Source organism: Caballeronia sp. A2-2 (genome assembly GCF_057612605.2).
The window spans coordinates 2114588-2130934 of record NZ_CM172587.1 but is presented as its reverse complement, the minus strand read 5'-3'; the positions used below and the strand labels follow the sequence as shown (position 1 = coordinate 2130934).

Sequence of the window (16347 nt, the reverse complement as noted above, 5' to 3'; positions counted from 1 at the left end):
CGCGCTGTCATATTAAAAATGATATGTGGTGCCCCTGCATCGATCAGCCAGAACATATAGTGGAGATAACAATGAGTCAGCAACGCGAGGCGATCGATACGTATTTATTGCGCGTCTTGCATACCTTGTTGATGGAGCGCAGCGTCACGCGCGCGGCCGTCAAGCTAAATCAGTCGCAACCTGCCATTAGTGCTGCCTTGCGGCGCTTGCGGGATATCACCGGCGATCCGCTGCTCGTGCGCGGGAAGTCCGGCATGGTGCCGACCGAGTATGGTCTGCGGCTGCTCGAACCCACGCAGAATGCGTTGCGGGAGATCGAGCGAATCAAGGTGCAGCAGCATAATTTCGACCCTTCTACTTCGGTGCGGTGTTATCGCATCGGGTGTCCGGATTATTTGAACGTGCTTTTTGTGCCTACCGTGGTTGAGCGGTTTCGTCAGGCCGCGCCCGATGCGACGCTGGAGTTTCATTCGCTCGGGCCTGCGTTCGATTACGAGCTGGCGCTCGAGGATGGGAAGCTGGATATCGTGGTTGGGAATTGGCCGGAGCCGCCGGAGCAGCTTCATTTGTCCAATCTCTTTGTCGATAAGATCGTTTGTCTGGTGAGCAATCAGCATCCGTTTGCCAAGCGCGGCGGGCTTACGCTCGATCAGTATCTCAATGCGCCGCATCTTGCGCCTACGCCCTATTCTGTCGGGCAGCGTGGGGCGATTGATGTGCATCTTGCGCGGGAGCGGTTGAAGCGGCATGTGGTCGTGACTTTGCCTTACTTCAATCTCGCGCCTTACGTGCTTATCAAGTCCGATCTGGTGTTCACCACTACGCGGTTGTTCGCCGACCATTACGCCAAGTTCCTGCCGCTTGCGGTCGTGCCCGCGCCGCTCGATTTTCCGCCTATGCAGTATTACCAGTTGTGGCATGAGCGGTGTCATTATTCGGATGAGGTTCGGTGGCTTAGGGGTCTTGTTGGAGAGGCTACGCGGTCGTTGATTGATCAGCCTTGATGCTTTGAAAGGGCCTCTGTTGGTTGTGCTGCTTATTCAGTAACCGCCTCCCCGGCGGGGGGGTAACTTTCTTTGCTGCTGCAAAGAAAGTCACCAAAGAAAGCAGCTTTTTACCCCATGCTCGATGGCTGGAAAGTGTTGGTCCGGATTAATCGATGCAGTGGCCGCATTAGGATGTCCTTCGGTTAGTTAAACGCGTGGGCAACCTCGCGATCACGCGCTCGAACACACTTAGCTAAGTGGACCGCATTCATTCCTTCGGCCATGCGCTACGCGCGCCGAGAACTTGAGAACGGAACCCCGCAGCGTATAAGCGCCCAGACACCTCACACGTCCCCGCTGTATTGCTATTCGGCCGTACCTTGGTTCGCGCTTTAGCAAAACTCCGAATCGTCGTCACGCTACCTTTTCCATGCGACCTCACCGAGCTTGGGGCGAATCGAACCTTCGAAAACCGTGGCACGTACCCTTTCCGCGAAGCCTCAACCAAGGTTGGGCCGAATGGGATGGGTGCGATGCCGCTTGATGTAGCTGGGCACTCATACGCTGCGGGATTCCGTTCTTAGGTTCTCGGCGCGCGCAGCGCATGGCCGAAAGAATGACTGCGGTCCACTTTGCGTTGCTTGTTCGCGCCTGTAATCGTTAGGTTGCCTATGCGAGTTGTTCTGCGAGGGAAGCCCTATTGCGGCCACGGCATCGTTAATCCAGACCAACCCTTTCCAGCCAGCGAGCATGGGGTAAAAAGCTGCTTTCTTTGGTGACTTTCTTTGCAGCAGCAAAGAAAGTTACCCCCCCGCCGGGGAGGCGGCTACTGAATATAAAGCACAAATAACAGAAGCCCCTTCACTGACACAACGCCGAGGCAAACGCGTTATGCCTGCGAACCACAGCCTCAAGATCCACAGTAACAAGCCGCCCGTCCCGAACCACAACCTTCCCATCCACCACGCTAGTGGAAACCGCAGAAGGAGCACAAAACACCAAAGCAGCCACCGGATCAACCAACGCCCCTGCAAACGCCACCTGCGATAGATCGAACGCCACAAAATCCGCCGCCATCCCAGGCGCCAACGCCCCGATATCATCCCGATTGAGCACCTTCGCCCCCCCGAGCGTCGCGATCTCAAGCGCTTCCCGCGCCGTCATGGCATCTGGCCCGAAGCCAACTCGTTGCAGCAAGAGCGCCTGCCGCACCTCACCGACCATCTGCGCGCCATCGTTGGAAGCCGAACCATCCACACCAAGCCCAACAGAAACCCCCGCATCCCGCATAGCCCGAACAGGCGCAATCCCAGAAGCCAAACGCATGTTGGAACAAGGACAATGCGCCACCCCCGTCCCCGTCCGGGCAAACAACTCGATCCCTGCACGGTCGAGCTGAACACAATGCGCATGCCAAACGTCATGCCCGACCCAACCGAGATCTTCGGCATACTCAGCCGGCGTCATGCCGAACTTCTCGCGGCTATAAGAAACATCGTTCACGTTCTCAGCCAGATGCGTATGCATCGACACGCCATACTCCCGCGCCAGCAACGCCGAATCCCGCATCAGTTCACGACTGACGGAGAACGGCGAACACGGCGCCACCACCATGCGCAGCATCGAATAACGCCCCGCATCGTGATACGTCTCGATCAGACGCTGCGAATCCGCGAGAATCGCATCCTCGCGCTCGACCACTGAATCCGGCGGCAACCCGCCATCCTTCTGCCCGACGCTCATGCTCCCGCGCGCCGCATGAAACCGCATGCCGATCTCGCGCGCCGCCGCGATGCTGTCATCCAACCGGCTACCATTCGGATAGATGTACAAATGATCGCTCGACGTCGTGCAACCGGACAGCAGCAGTTCGGCCATCGCGGTCGTCGTGGAGACGTGAATCATCTCCGGCGTGAGATTCGCCCAAATCTTGTACAAATTCGTGAGCCAGCCGAACAACTCGGCGTTCTGCGCGGCGGGAATCGCACGCGTGAGGCTCTGATACATATGGTGATGCGTATTGACGAGCCCCGGAATCACCAGATGCCCGCGCATGTCCAGCACTTCGTCGGCGGTGGAAGGCAGTTCGCTCGTCGGTCCGACCGACACGATTCGATTGCCTTCGATGAACATGCCGCCATCGGCAATCTCCCGGCGCTGGTCATCCATCGTGACCAGCATGTGGGCGTTTTTAACCAGCAAGGTGCGTGCTTTCATCGACTCGGGTCTCCAAGTAGCGTTGACGATGGGTTGAGGGTTGAAGCCCAGGGTTGAAGCCCCGGTTACCCAGCGTCTTTCGCCGTCTTCGGGACGCGGTCAGTTTCGCGCGTATCGATACTTTCCGCAGCCAAAAATTCCTCCGCAATCACGCCCACGTGATGCCCGCCTTCAGGCCCGCAATATATTCGGGAATTTTGGCGCGGGTAGCATCGCGCGAATGACCGGTCGGAAGCCGCCGCAGACCGCCTCCGATGCCGCCCCGCGCGGCTTACGGCTCGCTGTCATGCGGCAGGCATTATCTTTCCTATCGGGAGCGCACAACGCATCCCGAATTTCTACAATGCTGTACACGGCGCGCATCCGAAACGCCGACGGGTATGTAGCCACTGACGTGGAGCCTCGATCCGCCGAGAACCGCACGGTCTGACCGCGCGATGTCGGATCGATGCGCAAAGCCGGATCTCGCACAACTCAAGGAACCTGCGAATGGGCAAGCTCACCACCCACGTCCTCGACACCGCGCACGGCCGCCCGGGCGCGAACCTCAAAGTCGAACTGTTCGCGCTGACCGGCGACACACGCCGCGCGATCAAGACCATCCACACCAACGACGACGGCCGCGCCGACGCCCCGCTGCTCGAAGGCGCCGACTTCGCGACCGGCGAGTACGAACTCGTCTTTCACGCAGGCGATTACTTCGCTGCGTTCGGCGTGAAAGTGCCGGAGCCGCGCTTCGTCGATCGCGTGGTTCTGCGCTTCGGCATTGCCGATGCAGCGTCGCATTATCACGTGCCGCTGCTGGTGTCGCCGTGGGCGTACAGCACGTATCGCGGCAGCTAAAAAGATAACCGACACATCGCGCCCGTCCCCATCACATCGACGATGTGCGCATAACGAATTGGTAGTGGAGGAGTTCATGGAAGGCTTTGTCACCGACTGGCTCAATCTCGCATTGCGCTGTCTTCACGTTATCGTCGCGATCGCCTGGATCGGCGAATCGTTTTATTTCGTTGCGCTGGATAACAGCCTGAAACCGCCCACGGACCCGAATGCGCGCCGACGTGGCGTGTTCGGCGATTTTTGGCACGTGCATGGCGGCGGGTTCTATCACATGCAGAAGTATTCCGTCGCGCCGCAGGACATGCCGGAAAGTCTGCACTGGTCGTTCTGGCCTTCGTACACGACGTGGATGTCCGGCTTCGGTCTTTTCTTCGTGTTGTATCTGCTGTCGCCGAGTACGTATCTGATCGATAAGAACGTGCTCGACATGGGGCCGGTGGTCGCGGTGTCGGCGGCGCTCGGGTTTCTGATGGCGGGTTGGATCGTGTATGACTCGCTGTGCCGTCTGCTCGGAACCAACGACAAGCTGCTTGGTATTTGCGTGGGCATTTATGTGCTGGTGGCGGCGTTCATCGCGTGTCATGTGTTTTCGGGGCGCGCGGCTTATTTGATTACTGGCGCGATGATTGCCACGATCATGTCGGCCAATGTGTTCTTCGTCATTATTCCGGGGCAACGGAAGATGGTTGCGGCGATGCTCAAGGGCGAGACGCCGAATGCCATCTATGGCAAGCGTGGTAAGCAGCGCTCGGTGCACAACACGTATTTCACGCTGCCGGTCGTGTTCGCGATGTTGTCGAATCACTACGCGATGACTTATACGCACGCGTACAACTGGCTGATTCTGGTGCTCATCATGCTGGCGGGCGCGCTGATTCGTCAGTTCTTCGTGATGCGGCATCGCGGGCAGGTGCTTTGGTATATGCCGGTGGCGGGCTTGGTGCTCGTGCTCGGCGCGTTTGCGTGGACGATGCCGAAGCCTTCGGTTGCTGTTGCTCAGGCTGCGGGTGCGCCGGCTATCAAGGTGGCGGATATTCAGCCGATCATTCAGCAGCGGTGTGCGGTTTGTCATTCGGCCCATCCTACGATGATGGGAAGTGCGCCGGCGGGTGTGCTTTTGGATACTGCCGCTGAGATCAAGCAGAACGCGCAGCGGGTGCATCAGCAGGCGGTTACTTTGAAGGCCATGCCGCTTGGGAATGTTACGCAGATGACGGATGCTGAGAGGCAGAAGGTGGCGGCTTGGTTTGATGCGGGGGCGGTGGAGTAAGGGTTGGGTTTTATGTGGAAGGGGCTGCTGCTGGTTGGGCTTTTATTGCAGTAGCCGCCTCCCCGGCGGGGGGGTAACTTTCTTTGCTGCTGTGTATAGACCGGAGACATGGTTGACAGATGTACGAGGACATCGTTGACAGTTTTATGGTCAGGCTTTTTCGCTCCTCAGGTCAAGTGTCATGATCCGATGATGGGCAAACCAGACGTCAAATACCCCGTCTTCACCCGGCTTTGCACGAGCCGCAACCGGCAGCCCATAAAGCGCGTTGGATAGCTTGATGCGTCGTCCTTCGAAGTCCACGCGCCCACCCGATCTGACCTTCATCACCACGTCGTCCGGGCTGTACTCGATCTCCGGCAGGACGGAGGGATACGCGCGCGAGCTTGCCCGATAACGGCTCTCGGGGGTGGCCATGCCGATTGCTTCGTGCGGCCGCTCGCAGTTATAGACGATGCGCCAGCGCTCAAACACCGTCTGCACGCGCTCCAGGTTCTCATAGCATCGCCCGTTCAGGACTTCGGCCTTCAGGGTGCGGTGAAACCGTTCCTCCTTGCCATTGGTCTGCGGGTGATAGGGCCGGCTGTAGCTGATGCCGATGTCCAGCCGGATCAGCCACACCGCCAGTTCGGTGAGTTGCCCCGGACTGCTGGGCGAGCCCCACGGCGCACCATTGTCGGTGTTGATGCGCGCAGGCAAGCCATACCGTGCGAACGCCTCGCACAGCCCCGCCTGCACGGCTGCGGTGTCGGTCGGGCCACAGGCACGCAGCAGGATATTGAAGCGCGAATGGTCATCGAGCACGGTCAGCGGACTGCAGCGCTGCTTGTCCAGCGTCTCGAAGTGTCCCTTGAAATCCATCTGCCAGAGCGCGTTGGGCTGCGCGTGCTCAAAGCGCTTCCAGGGCTCGCTCCGCGCCGACTCGGCCGGCAGGATGAGTTGGTGCCGATGCAGGATCGAAGTCACGGTGCTGGGGTGCGGCACCCCTTCAAAGCCCAGATCCTGAAGGCGTCGGCTGATTTTGCGTCCGCCCCAGCACGGATGGGCCAGACGCAGTCGAACCACTTCCTGCTCGATAGCCTCAGAACTCTTCGAAGGACTGCTGGCGGGACGGCGCGAGCGATCGGCCAGCGCCTGTTCGCCCCGCTTGAGCCATTTGTAGCCGGTCTGCCGGCTGATGTTGAAGCGCTCGCACAACTCCGTCATCGTGAGGGTGTGTTGAGTGGCCAAATGAACGAATTCTTGTCGCAGGCTCATCGTGTCTTTTATGTTCCAAGTCATGGTCGGCACCGGGGTTTCAGTACCCGAAAGTGTCAACCATGTCCTCGTACGTTTGTCAGCGATGTCTCCCGTCTATACACTGCTGCAAAGAAAGTCACCAAAGAAAGCAGCTTTTACCCCTCCGCCCGCTGGCTGGAAAGAGTGGCCTGAATTAACGATACAGTGGCCGCAATAGGATTTCCCTCGCATAACGAATCGCTTAGGGCAAAGCTGATCAAGTCCACCACATGGCTACTCCGGGCGTTATAGATTGGAGTGAATAAGGAAGGCGGAACAGGATGAAGCAGCAGACGCTGGCGATGGCAAGTGATGAAGGTGCGGGCTTCGAGACGCACCGCAAACGGACGCGGCGCGATGAATTTCTCGATACGATGAATGCAATTACGCCGTGGGCAGAGTTGTGTGCGGTGGTCGAGCCGTATTACCCGAAGCGCGGCAATGGCCGCCCGCCGATTGGCCTGGAGCGCATGCTGCGCATCCATTTCCTCCAGCACTGGTTCAACCTGGCCGATTTCGCGTGTGAAGAGGCGCTTTACGATAGCGCCAGCCTGCGTCGGTTTGCAGGAATTGATCTGGGCTGCGAGGCGGTACCGGACGCCACCACGCTGCTCAAATTTCGCCGTCTTCTTGAGACCCACAAACTGGGCGAGAAGCTGTTTGCCGAAGTCGGCCGGGTGCTTCAGGCAAGCGGCATGAAACTCAAGAGCGGCACGATTGTGGATGCCACGATCATCGGTGCACCGAGTTCGACGAAGAACGGGCAGAAGTCGCGCGACCCTGAAATGCACCAGACGCGCAAAGGCAAGCAATGGTACTTCGGCGCGAAGCTGCACATCGGCGTGGACAGCCGGAGCGGCCTGGCGCACAGCGCAGTGCTCACGCCGGCCAACGTGCACGACAAGCATCCGCTGCCGCAATTGCTGCACGGCCAGGAGCGGCGGGTCTACGGCGACAGCGCATACGCCAGCCAGAAGGCGCTGATCCACAGCAAAGCGCCGAAGGCACGCGACTTCACAAATCAGCGCACCCGCCGCGCGGGTGAAGTCGATGAGGTTCAACGCAGCAAGAACCGCAACAAGTCGAGGATACGCGCACGCGTGGAGCATGTCTTCGCGGTGGTCAAACGACTGTGGGGGTTCACGAAGGTGCGCTATCGCGGGTTGGCGAAGAATGCGAACCGGGCCTTCGTCGCATTGGCGCTTGCCAACGTGTACCTGTCGCGCAGGCGATTGATGGCATAGGTGCGCCCGTAATGGGCGAATGGCGGGCAAAGCGCCCGTGTGCAATGCCTGCAAGGGCCAAAAATCAAGGGGCGACCGTCGGCTTCATGACCTGAACACCGACACATCGCCGACACGGCGAAAATTCGGCGACTTGTTCAGCTTAGCCTTAGGCAACCTCGCGATTACGCGCGCGAAGTCTCAACGCTTAGTGGACCGCATTCATTCCTTCGGCCATGCGCTTCGCGCGCCGAGAACGTAAGAACGGAATCCCGCAGCGTATCAGCGCCCAGCCACATCGTGCTTCCCCGCTATATTGCTATTCGGCCCTACGTTAGTTAGTGCTCCGACCAAAATGCAAATACCATTTTGACACTACTTGTCGATGCGCGAAATTAGCCTTTGGTCAGCGTGGCCAACGCACCTTCCGCGAAAACGCAAACCAAGGTAGGGCCGAATAACAATCTTGCGGAGACGCGTGGGATGGCTGGGCGCTTATAGGCTGCGGGATTCCGTTCTTATATTCTCGGCGCGCGCAGCGCATGGCCGAAAGAATGAGCGCGGTCCACTGAGCGTTGACACTTCGAGCGCGCAATCGCTAGGTTGCCTAAGCGGCTCGTGATGCGTGGAAAGTCCTATCGCGGCCACTGCATCCGTTAATCCAGACCAACCCTCTCCAGCCAGCGTGCATGGGGTAAAAAGCTGCTTTCTTTGGTGACTTTCTTTGCAGCAGCAAAGAAAGTTACCCCCCCGCCGGGGAGGCGGCTACTGAATAAGCCAAACAAACAGCAGCAGCCCCTTGCACAACAAAAAAACCTCACCGCGAAGCAAAATAAGCCTTAACCGCAGCCACAGCGGTATCGATTCCCGCAGAATCCACATCCCGATGCGTAACAAACCGCGAAGCGTACAGCATTTGCGTAAGCACCCCTCGCTCCTTCAAAAACGCCTCAAGCGGCCCACAATGCACCTGCGGCACAGAAACAAAAACCATATTAGTAGCCACAGACTGCACCTTAAGCGCATCGATCTGAGCAAGCCCGGCAGCAAGCCGCTCGGCATTCTCATGATCCTGCGCCAGCCCTTCAACATGATGATCGAGCGCATAAAGACAAGCCGCTGCAAGCACGCCCGCCTGCCGCATGCCACCGCCTAAAACCTTGCGCCACCGATGCGCGACATCGAGCAACGCCTTGGAGCCGACCAACACCGACCCCACCGGCGCCCCAAGCCCTTTCGAGCAGCAAATAGAAACAGAATCAAAAGCCGCACACAACTCCGCCACAGGCACCTTCGACGCCACCGCAGCATTAAAAATCCGCGCCCCATCGAGGTGAGTAGAAAGCCCCCGCTCACGCGCAAGCTGCGTCGCCTTCGCGACATAATCCGCAGGCAGAACCTTCCCGCCGATGGTGTTCTCCAGCGCCAACAACCGCGACCGCGCGAAATGGTCATCGATCGGCTTGATGACAGCAGCGATCTTTTCCAGCGGCAGCGAACCATCAAGCGCGTTTTCAACCGGCTGCGGCTGAATACTCCCCAACACCGCCGCCCCACCCCCTTCGTACTTATACGTATGCGCCGCCTGCCCCACGATGTATTCATCGCCGCGCGCGCAATGCGCCATCAAAGCGGCCAGATTGCTCTGCGTCCCGCTAGGAAAGAACAGCCCGGCTTCCTTGCCAGTCCGCTCGGCAAGCGTCGCCTGAAGCTTGAGAACCGTGGGGTCGTCGCCCCAGACGTCGTCGCCGGTTTCGGCGGCCGACATGGCGGCGAGCATCGGCTGGCTCGGGCGGGTAACGGTGTCGCTGCGAAGATCGATCATGCGGTCGGGCATCGTGATATGACTCGTCAGGAAATGAGCCAACTATCTTAACCCCACAAAAGCAAAAGGACCGGGCATGGTCCGCACCGGTCCTTTCAACAAACAAGCAAGCACGCTTCAGCGCAACGCGTCCTCAGTCAGCCAGAGCGATTCCCGAAGATCCTGTTCGTTGAGGTTCTTCCCCTCTCCGCCCCGATCCACGACGATGAAATCGCTCACCTTCCCCAACGCCAGCAGCGGATGATGCCACACGCCTTTAGCGTAATTCACGCCCTGCCAGCCCTTCGTGACGAACGCGCGAATCTTCGATTCATCCAGATCGCCAGCAGGCGCGACAACGACCAGATAAGGCCGGTCATCGAGCGGCAAAAACGCCTGACTGCCCAGCGGATGCCGCTCCATCATCTTGCATTCATACGGCAACACGCGCGGCTGTCCGCGAAACAGATTGACGAGCGTGTGCCCGCCTTGCTCCGTCACGTCCACGCGGCACAGATCATGAAAGCGCATGGTGGTGCCGAGGTTGATCGGAATCTGCTTCGCGCCATCGAGTTCGATGACATCGCCATAAGGCTCGAATGCAGCGCGCGTCAGCGGTTCGATGGCGAGCTTTTTCATCATGCAAGGGTTCCGAAAAGACGCAGGCGCGACACGCCGCCGTCAGGGAAAATATTGAAGCGAACATGCGTCACGGGCCCAAGCGCGGCGAGTTCGGACTCGAAGAAATGCTGCTTGTCCATCTGCAGCTTCTGCTCGCCGAGCAGCACCGGCCAGAACATGGCCTGCGTGACGAGCGAACTGTCCGTGCCGCCCTTCACGCTCGCCGCCTGCAACGAACAGCGGTCCGGGAAGTTGCCCTTGAAGTGCGCCGTGTCCACTTCCACTTTCTTGATGATACCCGGCTGCGCCAGCGCGACGATACACCAGTCGTTGCCCGGCTCGCGGCGGCGGCGCGTTTCCCAGCCATCGCCCATGTTCACGCCGCGTCCCGGCATCAGGATGGTCGCAGCCAGCCCGAAATGCTGGTTGTTCGTGCCGACCATGTACGCGCCGTTTTCCATCGCGCCGAGATCGACCAGCGTGTTCTTGTCGGCGTTGCGCCAGTCGAGTTGCGGCTGACCATACACACGCAAACGCGCGATGCCGCCATCCGGATAGATATTCACACGCAGATGCGTGAACGGCTGCTCGGCGCTGACATCGAAGTAATGATGGTTGTTGCCCTGCAGCGTCGCGGACGGCACGATCTCCGTCCACTTGGTCGCCTGCCCCGGCTGTTCGCCGTTCGCCACATGCGCGCCTTCGATGGACGCCGCCGGCGGAAAATTGCCCGTGAAGTGGCTCGTATCTACGTCGATGCCCTTGATCACGCCCGGCCGCGCCAGCTTGACGATGCACCAGTCATAGCCCGTCGTGCGCTTGCGGCGCGTTTCCCAGCCGTCCATCCACTTGCCGTGGTCGTCGTACTTGCCGGGGATGAACACGGCCGGTTCCGGGTTCAGCATGCGTTCCATCGGCGCGAAGAAGTCGTCGCTCGTCTCGAGAGCCTGCGCGCCCAGTCGCGGGTCCGCGAGGTTCACGTAACGGCGCGTGAATTCGGGCGCGTTGGGATCGAGTGTCGGAATTGCCATGGTCTTCGTCCTTAGGTTCGTTGCGGTGAAAGCGGATCGGCGCGTTCGGTGGCGAATCAGCCCTGAATGAGATCGTTCAGTCTGAAGCGCGCGATCCGGTAAATCTGATCGAGACTCGTGCGAAGTTCCTCGGCGCGGTCGTGACTCACCCGCTCCTCGAAATTCGCGATGATGCCGTGCCGGTCATAGCCGCGCACAGCGAGAATGAAGGGAAAGCCGAACTTGTCGCGATACGCCGTGTTCAGCGTCTGCAATCTGTCGAATTCTTCCGGTGTGCAGAGGTTCAAACCCGCGCCGCTTTGTTCGCGCGTGGATTCTTCCGTCAGTTCGCCGCGCACCGCCAGCTTGCCCGCGAGTTCCGGGTGAGCGTTGATGAGCGCGAGCTGTTTCTCATCGCCCGACGTTTCGACGATCTTCGACATCGCCGCATGCAGCGTGTCGATATCCTTGAACGGACGTTGTTGCGCGGCGGCCTCGGGCACCCACGGCGAATGTTCGAAGATGCCTGCGAGCACCGCCACGAATCCGTCGACGGGCATGGCGTTGAGTTGGTCGAGTGTGGTTTGCATCGCCTTCATGCCGCCGTCCCGTTGGTGTTGTTCGCGTTGTTTTCGTTCGAATACGGATGATGCTCGCGCCAGTGCCGCGCGATATCCACGCGCCGCGTCACCCACACGCGGTCGTGCTTCTCGATGTGATCGAGGAATTTCTGCAAGCCCCGGAAGCGTCCCGGACGCCCGAGCAGACGGCAATGCATGCCGATGGAAAGCATCTTCGGCGCTTCGTCGCCTTCCTCGTAGAGCACGTCGAACGCGTCCTTGAGGTACTGGTAAAAGTGCTCGCCCGTGTTGAAACCCTGCGGCGTGGCGAAGCGCATGTCGTTGGTATCGAGCGTGTACGGCACGATCAAATGAGGCCGCTTCTCGCCGCCCGTCACTTCGACCTGCGTCCAGAACGGCAGGTCGTCGCCATAGTAATCCGAGTCGTACAGAAAGCCGCCGTATTCCGCCACCAGCCGATGCGTGTTCGGACTATCGCGCCCGGTGTACCAGCCGAGCGGCCGCACGCCCGTCACGCGCTCGATGGCTTCCATGCCCAGGCGCATGTGTTCGGCTTCGCGTTCCGGCGACCAGTCCTGATAATGAATCCAGCGATAACCGTGGCACGCGATTTCATGCCCCAGTTCGACGAACGCCTTCGCCAGTTCGGGATGCCGCTCGATCGCCATGCCGACGCCGAAGATGGTCAGCGGCATGCCGCGCCGCTCGAACTCGCGCAGGATGCGCCACACGCCCGCGCGCGAGCCATATTCGTATATCGACTCCATGCTCATGTGCCGCGACGGATAGGCCGCCGCGCCCACGATCTCCGACAGAAACTGCTCCGAGCCCGGATCGCCGTGCAGGACGCAGTTTTCACCGCCTTCTTCGTAATTGAGCACGAATTGCACGGCGATGCGGGCGCGCCCCGGCCAGTTGGCCTGCACCGGATGGCGGCCGTAGCCGATCAGATCGCGTGGATAGTTCGAATCGAGTGACATGGCTTGACGTTCAAAAAGACGGGATTGTCAACAATTCAGTGTAGCGAAAACGGCCCGCCGCGCACATACAGCGCGGCGGATAATCCGGGTCACGTCGAGCGTATGTGCCCGGATTTTTGCGCTATCAGCGCGGGCTGAAATCGGAGAGCACGCCGTCGTATCGTTTCGCCAGCGGCCTTGCGTAGTCGCCGCGTTTCGCCGTGTGCAGCTTGAGCGCGACCAGCGCTTCCGCCCATTTCACCGCCGCCGTCACGCCTTCGACCACCGGCGCGCCGATCGCCTGCTCCACCTCACGGCAGAATTCCGCCATGCCCGCGCAGCCGAGCACGATGGCATCCGACCCGTCCTCATCCAGCGCCCGCTTGCATTCCTCGATGATGATGCTGCGCGCCGCCGACCCTGGCTCATCCAGTTCGAGCACGGCGACATCCGTCGCACGGACGTTCTTGCAGAAGCGCGTCATGCCGTAACGCTCCGCCAGATGCCACGCCATGCCAACGGTGCGCTGCAACGTGGTCACCACCGAAAAGCCCGGCGCGATCACGCTCGCCGCATGCATCGCCGCTTCCGCGATGCCGATCACCGGCCCGCGCGCCAACTCACGCGCCGCATACAGCGCCGGGTCGCCGAAACAGGCGATCACGTAGGCATCCGCGCCTTCGCGTTCGCCCTTCTCCACTTCGGCCAGCATCCCGAGCGACGCCACCGCTTCATCGTAATAGCCTTCGATGGACGCCGGCCCCATCGTCGGGCTGACCGCGATGATTTCCGTGCCCGGCGCGGCAATTTCGCGTGCGCAGCGGGCCATCGAATCGGTCATGCGTTGCGTCGTGTTCGGGTTGATCAGTTTGATGCGCATTGCTGTTCTCCAGTTTCCATTTTCGCCGCCGTCCATATTGCGCCTCTTTGAGCGATTGGACGATCACGCGGCGCTCTCAGGTTCGTGCTGACGTTCAAACGTGCTTGCGATCCGCGAGGAAGTAATAGAACACCGCGCCGAGTCCCGCGCCGATGAACCACGAGAAGTTCGCGGCGCCCTCCAGCGAAGGCAGCATCACACAGAGAATCGCAATCACGGCGGCCGGCAGAAGCGCCATCACCGCGCGGCGATTTACGCCCTTCGTGTACCAATAGCGGCCGGTTTCCGAGACCGTGTAGAGATCGTCCACCGCCAGCTTGCCGCGCTTGACCATGTAGAAGTCGAGAATCAGGACACCGTACAACGGTCCGATGAAGCTGCCGAGAATATCCAGCGTGTAGTGAATCACTGCCGGGTTGTTGAACAGGTTCCACGGCGTGATGAAGATCGAGGCCGTCGCCGCCATCATGCCGCCCATGCGCCAGCTGATGAGCTTCGGCGCGACGTTGGAGAAGTCGAACGCCGGCGACACGAAGTTGGCCACGATATTGATGCCGATGGTCGCAATCGTGAAGGTCAGCGCACCGAGAATCACCGCAGTCGGATGATCGATACGACCCACCGTTTCCACCGGATCGGTAATCAGTTGACCGAACACCGGCAAGGTCGCCGCCGTCGTGATGACCGTCACCAGCGAGAACGCCAGGAAGTTGACCGGCAGCCCCCAGAAGTTGCCGCGCTTCACGCTGCGAAAGCTCTTGCCGTAGCGCGAGAAGTCGCCGAAGTTGAGCATCGGGCCGGAGAAGTAGGACACGACGAGCGAGATGGCCGTGATCATCACCGGGATCACTTCCGCACCGTGATACTTCACGCCGCCCAGATTCAGGCCGATATTCTGGATGCCCGCGCGCCACACCATGTAACCGGCGAGCATGAACATCACCACATAGACAGCAGGACCGGCGAAGTCGATGAACTTCTTGATCATCTCCATGCCGCGCCAGAACACCACAGCCTGCAACACCCACAGCAGCATGAAGCCCGCCCAGCCGAGCGCCGAGAGACCGACGAAGCCGTAATGATGCACATCGGCATAAGGCATCAGCGAGGGCACGAATTTCAGCACCACGATGACGAGCGCGCTCGATGCGAGGTACGTCTGAATGCCATACCACGCGACCGCGATCAGCCCGCGAATCACGGCGGGAATGTTCGCGCCCAGCACGCCAAACGTGGCGCGGCACGCGACCGGATACGGCACGCCCGCCACCTGACTCGGCTTGGCGATGAGATTGCACAGCAGATTCACGAAGCCGATGCCGATCAGCAGCGACACCAGCACTTGCCAGCTCGTAAGCCCAAGCGCGAACAGACTGCCCGCGAACACGTAGCCGCCGACGCTGTGCACGTCCGACATCCAGAACGCGAAGATGTTGTACGCGCCCCAGGTCTGGTTCTTCAGCGGCGCGAGATCTTCGTTATACAGACGATCGCTGTAACCAGCGGGCAGACTCGAATCGTGCTCGGGCGCGTGCGCGCCGTACTCGTCTTCCAATGGCGGCAGCGCTGAACTGCCGGATGAACTGAACTGGGGCATGACGTCTCCTTCGATAGGCGGTTTGCGTGATGAAAAAACCTGCAATCGTCTGGCGGATTTCACATTCGCCGAACGTCGATCGGACACCTTCGCCCGCTTGGCTTCACAAGGGGCGCGGCATTCTTCGTTTTTGCGTTTCGCCTGCGGCAGATGCATGGAGCAGGCAGCCACATGGCTCGCCCGCCCGCCGCGCGGCGGTTTTCATTGCACGCTCGAATGAGCGAATCTTTCCGTTCAGTCATGCGCATGCGTTCGTGCGCATGTCGCTTTACTTGTCGCACGCCCGGCTCGATGCGCGGGGTGCCGTCTCCGTCTCTTTTGTCCTGCTTTATTCGTGCGCGGACGTTGGGGTACGCGGCTGGCTTACTGCAAAGACTTCTTTCAGATCGACCGCGCCACGCGCTGGCCGCTCCAGCATTTTCAGTTCGACATCGCGCAGGTGTTGCGCCATCAACGTAGCCGCGGTGGCGGCGTCGCCTGCATCGAGCGCCGCGAGGATCGCTTCGTGGTCCTCGAACGAACACGAACTTCTTCCGAGCGATTCGTACAACGCCGAAATCAGCGTCGAACGCGCCACCAAACCGGCCAGACATTCGCACAGCGTGGTGTTGCCCGTGAGCGCCGCCAGTTCCGTATGGAACTCGCCCGAGAGACGAATCCACGAGGAAAAGTCGTGACTCTCGAACGCGCGGCGTTCCCGTCCGATGGTCGCGCTGATCGACTTGAGCCGGCGCATGCCGTGACCCTTCGCGATCCGCTCCACCACCGCCAGTTCGATGATGCGGCGCATCTCGAACACTTCATGCACTTCCTGCAGCGACGGACTCGCCACGAACGCGCCGCGATTCGGCTCGAGATCGACGAGCCGCTCATTCGCGAGTTGCGCGAGCGCCTGACGCACGGTGCCGCGCTTCACGTCGAACACTTCGCATAACTGCGCTTCGGTCAGCTTGGCGCCCGGCGCAAGACGATGTTCGAGGATCGCGGCGCGGATGTTCTCGGCGATCGACTCGGCGTTCGTCCCGCTGGCGGGGTTCGTCGAAGCAGCACTTGGTTTGGGTTCGGACATGATGTGCTC

At 60.2% G+C, this 16347-nt stretch carries 14 protein-coding genes; 4 read left to right on the top strand and 10 right to left on the bottom strand.

Translation table 11 applies throughout. From position 1 onward, the window contains the following. Positions 1–71 precede the first annotated feature (71 nt). A complete protein-coding gene (locus ACZCWR_RS10100) occupies positions 72–1004 on the top strand; it encodes a LysR substrate-binding domain-containing protein (protein WP_487300630.1) in 933 nt (310 codons plus the stop codon). A gap of 843 nt (positions 1005–1847) precedes the next feature. On the opposite strand, the gene ACZCWR_RS10095 is transcribed toward ACZCWR_RS10100, so the two are convergent. After that, positions 1848–3203 (bottom strand): 8-oxoguanine deaminase, encoded by a 1356-nt coding sequence (locus ACZCWR_RS10095; protein ID WP_487300629.1) that lies wholly within the window; start codon positions 3201–3203, stop codon positions 1848–1850. A 489-nt stretch (positions 3204–3692) separates the two neighbouring features. On the opposite strand from ACZCWR_RS10095, the gene uraH reads away from it, so the two are divergent. Together uraH and ACZCWR_RS10085 are read left to right on the top strand one after the other, a co-directional pair. Then, on the top strand, positions 3693–4046 hold the full coding sequence (uraH, locus tag ACZCWR_RS10090) for a hydroxyisourate hydrolase (RefSeq protein ID WP_487300628.1): 354 nt from the start codon (positions 3693–3695) through the stop codon (positions 4044–4046). Positions 4047–4122: 76 nt separating this feature from the next. Beyond that, positions 4123–5316 carry a urate hydroxylase PuuD gene (locus ACZCWR_RS10085; RefSeq protein WP_487300627.1) on the top strand — a complete coding sequence of 398 codons (1194 nt, stop codon included), beginning with the start codon at positions 4123–4125 and terminating at the stop codon, positions 5314–5316. Between the two features lie 150 nt (positions 5317–5466). On the opposite strand, the gene ACZCWR_RS10080 is transcribed toward ACZCWR_RS10085, so the two are convergent. Continuing rightward, positions 5467–6597, bottom strand: a complete 1131-nt coding sequence (locus tag ACZCWR_RS10080; protein WP_487300626.1) for an IS481 family transposase — start codon at positions 6595–6597, stop codon at positions 5467–5469. A gap of 278 nt (positions 6598–6875) precedes the next feature. Between ACZCWR_RS10080 and ACZCWR_RS10075 the strand changes: the two genes are divergently transcribed. Further along, a complete protein-coding gene (locus ACZCWR_RS10075) occupies positions 6876–7838 on the top strand; it encodes an IS5 family transposase (protein WP_487300625.1) in 963 nt (320 codons plus the stop codon). Between the two features lie 796 nt (positions 7839–8634). Here the strand turns inward: ACZCWR_RS10075 and ltaE are convergent. The 8 genes from ltaE to ACZCWR_RS10035 form a co-directional block, all read right to left on the bottom strand. Beyond that, complete coding sequence (gene ltaE / locus ACZCWR_RS10070) at positions 8635–9642, bottom strand: low-specificity L-threonine aldolase (RefSeq protein ID WP_487303300.1); 1008 nt, start codon at positions 9640–9642, stop codon at positions 8635–8637. A 117-nt stretch (positions 9643–9759) separates the two neighbouring features. Further along, positions 9760–10260, bottom strand: coding sequence for an ureidoglycolate lyase (locus ACZCWR_RS10065; protein ID WP_487303299.1), 501 nt, complete (start codon positions 10258–10260; stop codon positions 9760–9762). After that, complete coding sequence (gene alc, locus ACZCWR_RS10060; RefSeq protein WP_487300624.1) at positions 10260–11273, bottom strand: allantoicase; 1014 nt, start codon at positions 11271–11273, stop codon at positions 10260–10262. The genes ACZCWR_RS10065 and alc overlap by 1 nt, the downstream gene beginning before the upstream one ends. A 56-nt stretch (positions 11274–11329) precedes the next feature. Beyond that, positions 11330–11851, bottom strand: a complete 522-nt coding sequence (uraD, locus tag ACZCWR_RS10055) for a 2-oxo-4-hydroxy-4-carboxy-5-ureidoimidazoline decarboxylase (RefSeq protein WP_487300623.1) — start codon at positions 11849–11851, stop codon at positions 11330–11332. Next, complete coding sequence (gene puuE, locus ACZCWR_RS10050; RefSeq protein WP_487300622.1) at positions 11848–12813, bottom strand: allantoinase PuuE; 966 nt, start codon at positions 12811–12813, stop codon at positions 11848–11850. The genes uraD and puuE overlap by 4 nt, the downstream gene beginning before the upstream one ends. Before the next feature lie 124 nt (positions 12814–12937). After that, positions 12938–13672, bottom strand: coding sequence for an aspartate/glutamate racemase family protein (locus ACZCWR_RS10045; protein ID WP_487300621.1), 735 nt, complete (start codon positions 13670–13672; stop codon positions 12938–12940). A 94-nt stretch (positions 13673–13766) separates the two neighbouring features. After that, the gene (locus ACZCWR_RS10040; protein ID WP_487300620.1) at positions 13767–15269 is read right to left on the bottom strand and encodes an NCS1 family nucleobase:cation symporter-1; all 1503 of its coding nucleotides are present in this window, start codon (positions 15267–15269) and stop codon (positions 13767–13769) included. Positions 15270–15597: 328 nt separating this feature from the next. Beyond that, positions 15598–16338: a GntR family transcriptional regulator gene (locus tag ACZCWR_RS10035; protein ID WP_487300619.1), complete on the bottom strand. Its 741-nt coding sequence runs from the start codon at positions 16336–16338 to the stop codon at positions 15598–15600. Between the last annotated feature and the right edge of the window lie 9 nt (positions 16339–16347).

Excerpts from the sequence above, each read along its gene's own strand:
- ACZCWR_RS10100 (WP_487300630.1), top strand. The coding sequence starts at position 72 with ATGAGTCAGCAACGCGAGGCGATCGATACGTATTTATTGCGCGTCTTG.
- ACZCWR_RS10095 (WP_487300629.1), bottom strand. The coding sequence starts at position 3,203 with ATGAAAGCACGCACCTTGCTGGTTAAAAACGCCCACATGCTGGTCACG.
- uraH (WP_487300628.1), top strand. The coding sequence starts at position 3,693 with ATGGGCAAGCTCACCACCCACGTCCTCGACACCGCGCACGGCCGCCCG.
- ACZCWR_RS10085 (WP_487300627.1), top strand. The coding sequence starts at position 4,123 with ATGGAAGGCTTTGTCACCGACTGGCTCAATCTCGCATTGCGCTGTCTT.
- ACZCWR_RS10080 (WP_487300626.1), bottom strand. The coding sequence starts at position 6,597 with ATGACTTGGAACATAAAAGACACGATGAGCCTGCGACAAGAATTCGTT.
- ACZCWR_RS10075 (WP_487300625.1), top strand. The coding sequence starts at position 6,876 with ATGAAGCAGCAGACGCTGGCGATGGCAAGTGATGAAGGTGCGGGCTTC.
- ltaE (WP_487303300.1), bottom strand. The coding sequence starts at position 9,642 with ATGATCGATCTTCGCAGCGACACCGTTACCCGCCCGAGCCAGCCGATG.
- ACZCWR_RS10065 (WP_487303299.1), bottom strand. The coding sequence starts at position 10,260 with ATGAAAAAGCTCGCCATCGAACCGCTGACGCGCGCTGCATTCGAGCCT.
- alc (WP_487300624.1), bottom strand. The coding sequence starts at position 11,273 with ATGGCAATTCCGACACTCGATCCCAACGCGCCCGAATTCACGCGCCGT.
- uraD (WP_487300623.1), bottom strand. The coding sequence starts at position 11,851 with ATGAAGGCGATGCAAACCACACTCGACCAACTCAACGCCATGCCCGTC.
- puuE (WP_487300622.1), bottom strand. The coding sequence starts at position 12,813 with ATGTCACTCGATTCGAACTATCCACGCGATCTGATCGGCTACGGCCGC.
- ACZCWR_RS10045 (WP_487300621.1), bottom strand. The coding sequence starts at position 13,672 with ATGCGCATCAAACTGATCAACCCGAACACGACGCAACGCATGACCGAT.
- ACZCWR_RS10040 (WP_487300620.1), bottom strand. The coding sequence starts at position 15,269 with ATGCCCCAGTTCAGTTCATCCGGCAGTTCAGCGCTGCCGCCATTGGAA.
- ACZCWR_RS10035 (WP_487300619.1), bottom strand. The coding sequence starts at position 16,338 with ATGTCCGAACCCAAACCAAGTGCTGCTTCGACGAACCCCGCCAGCGGG.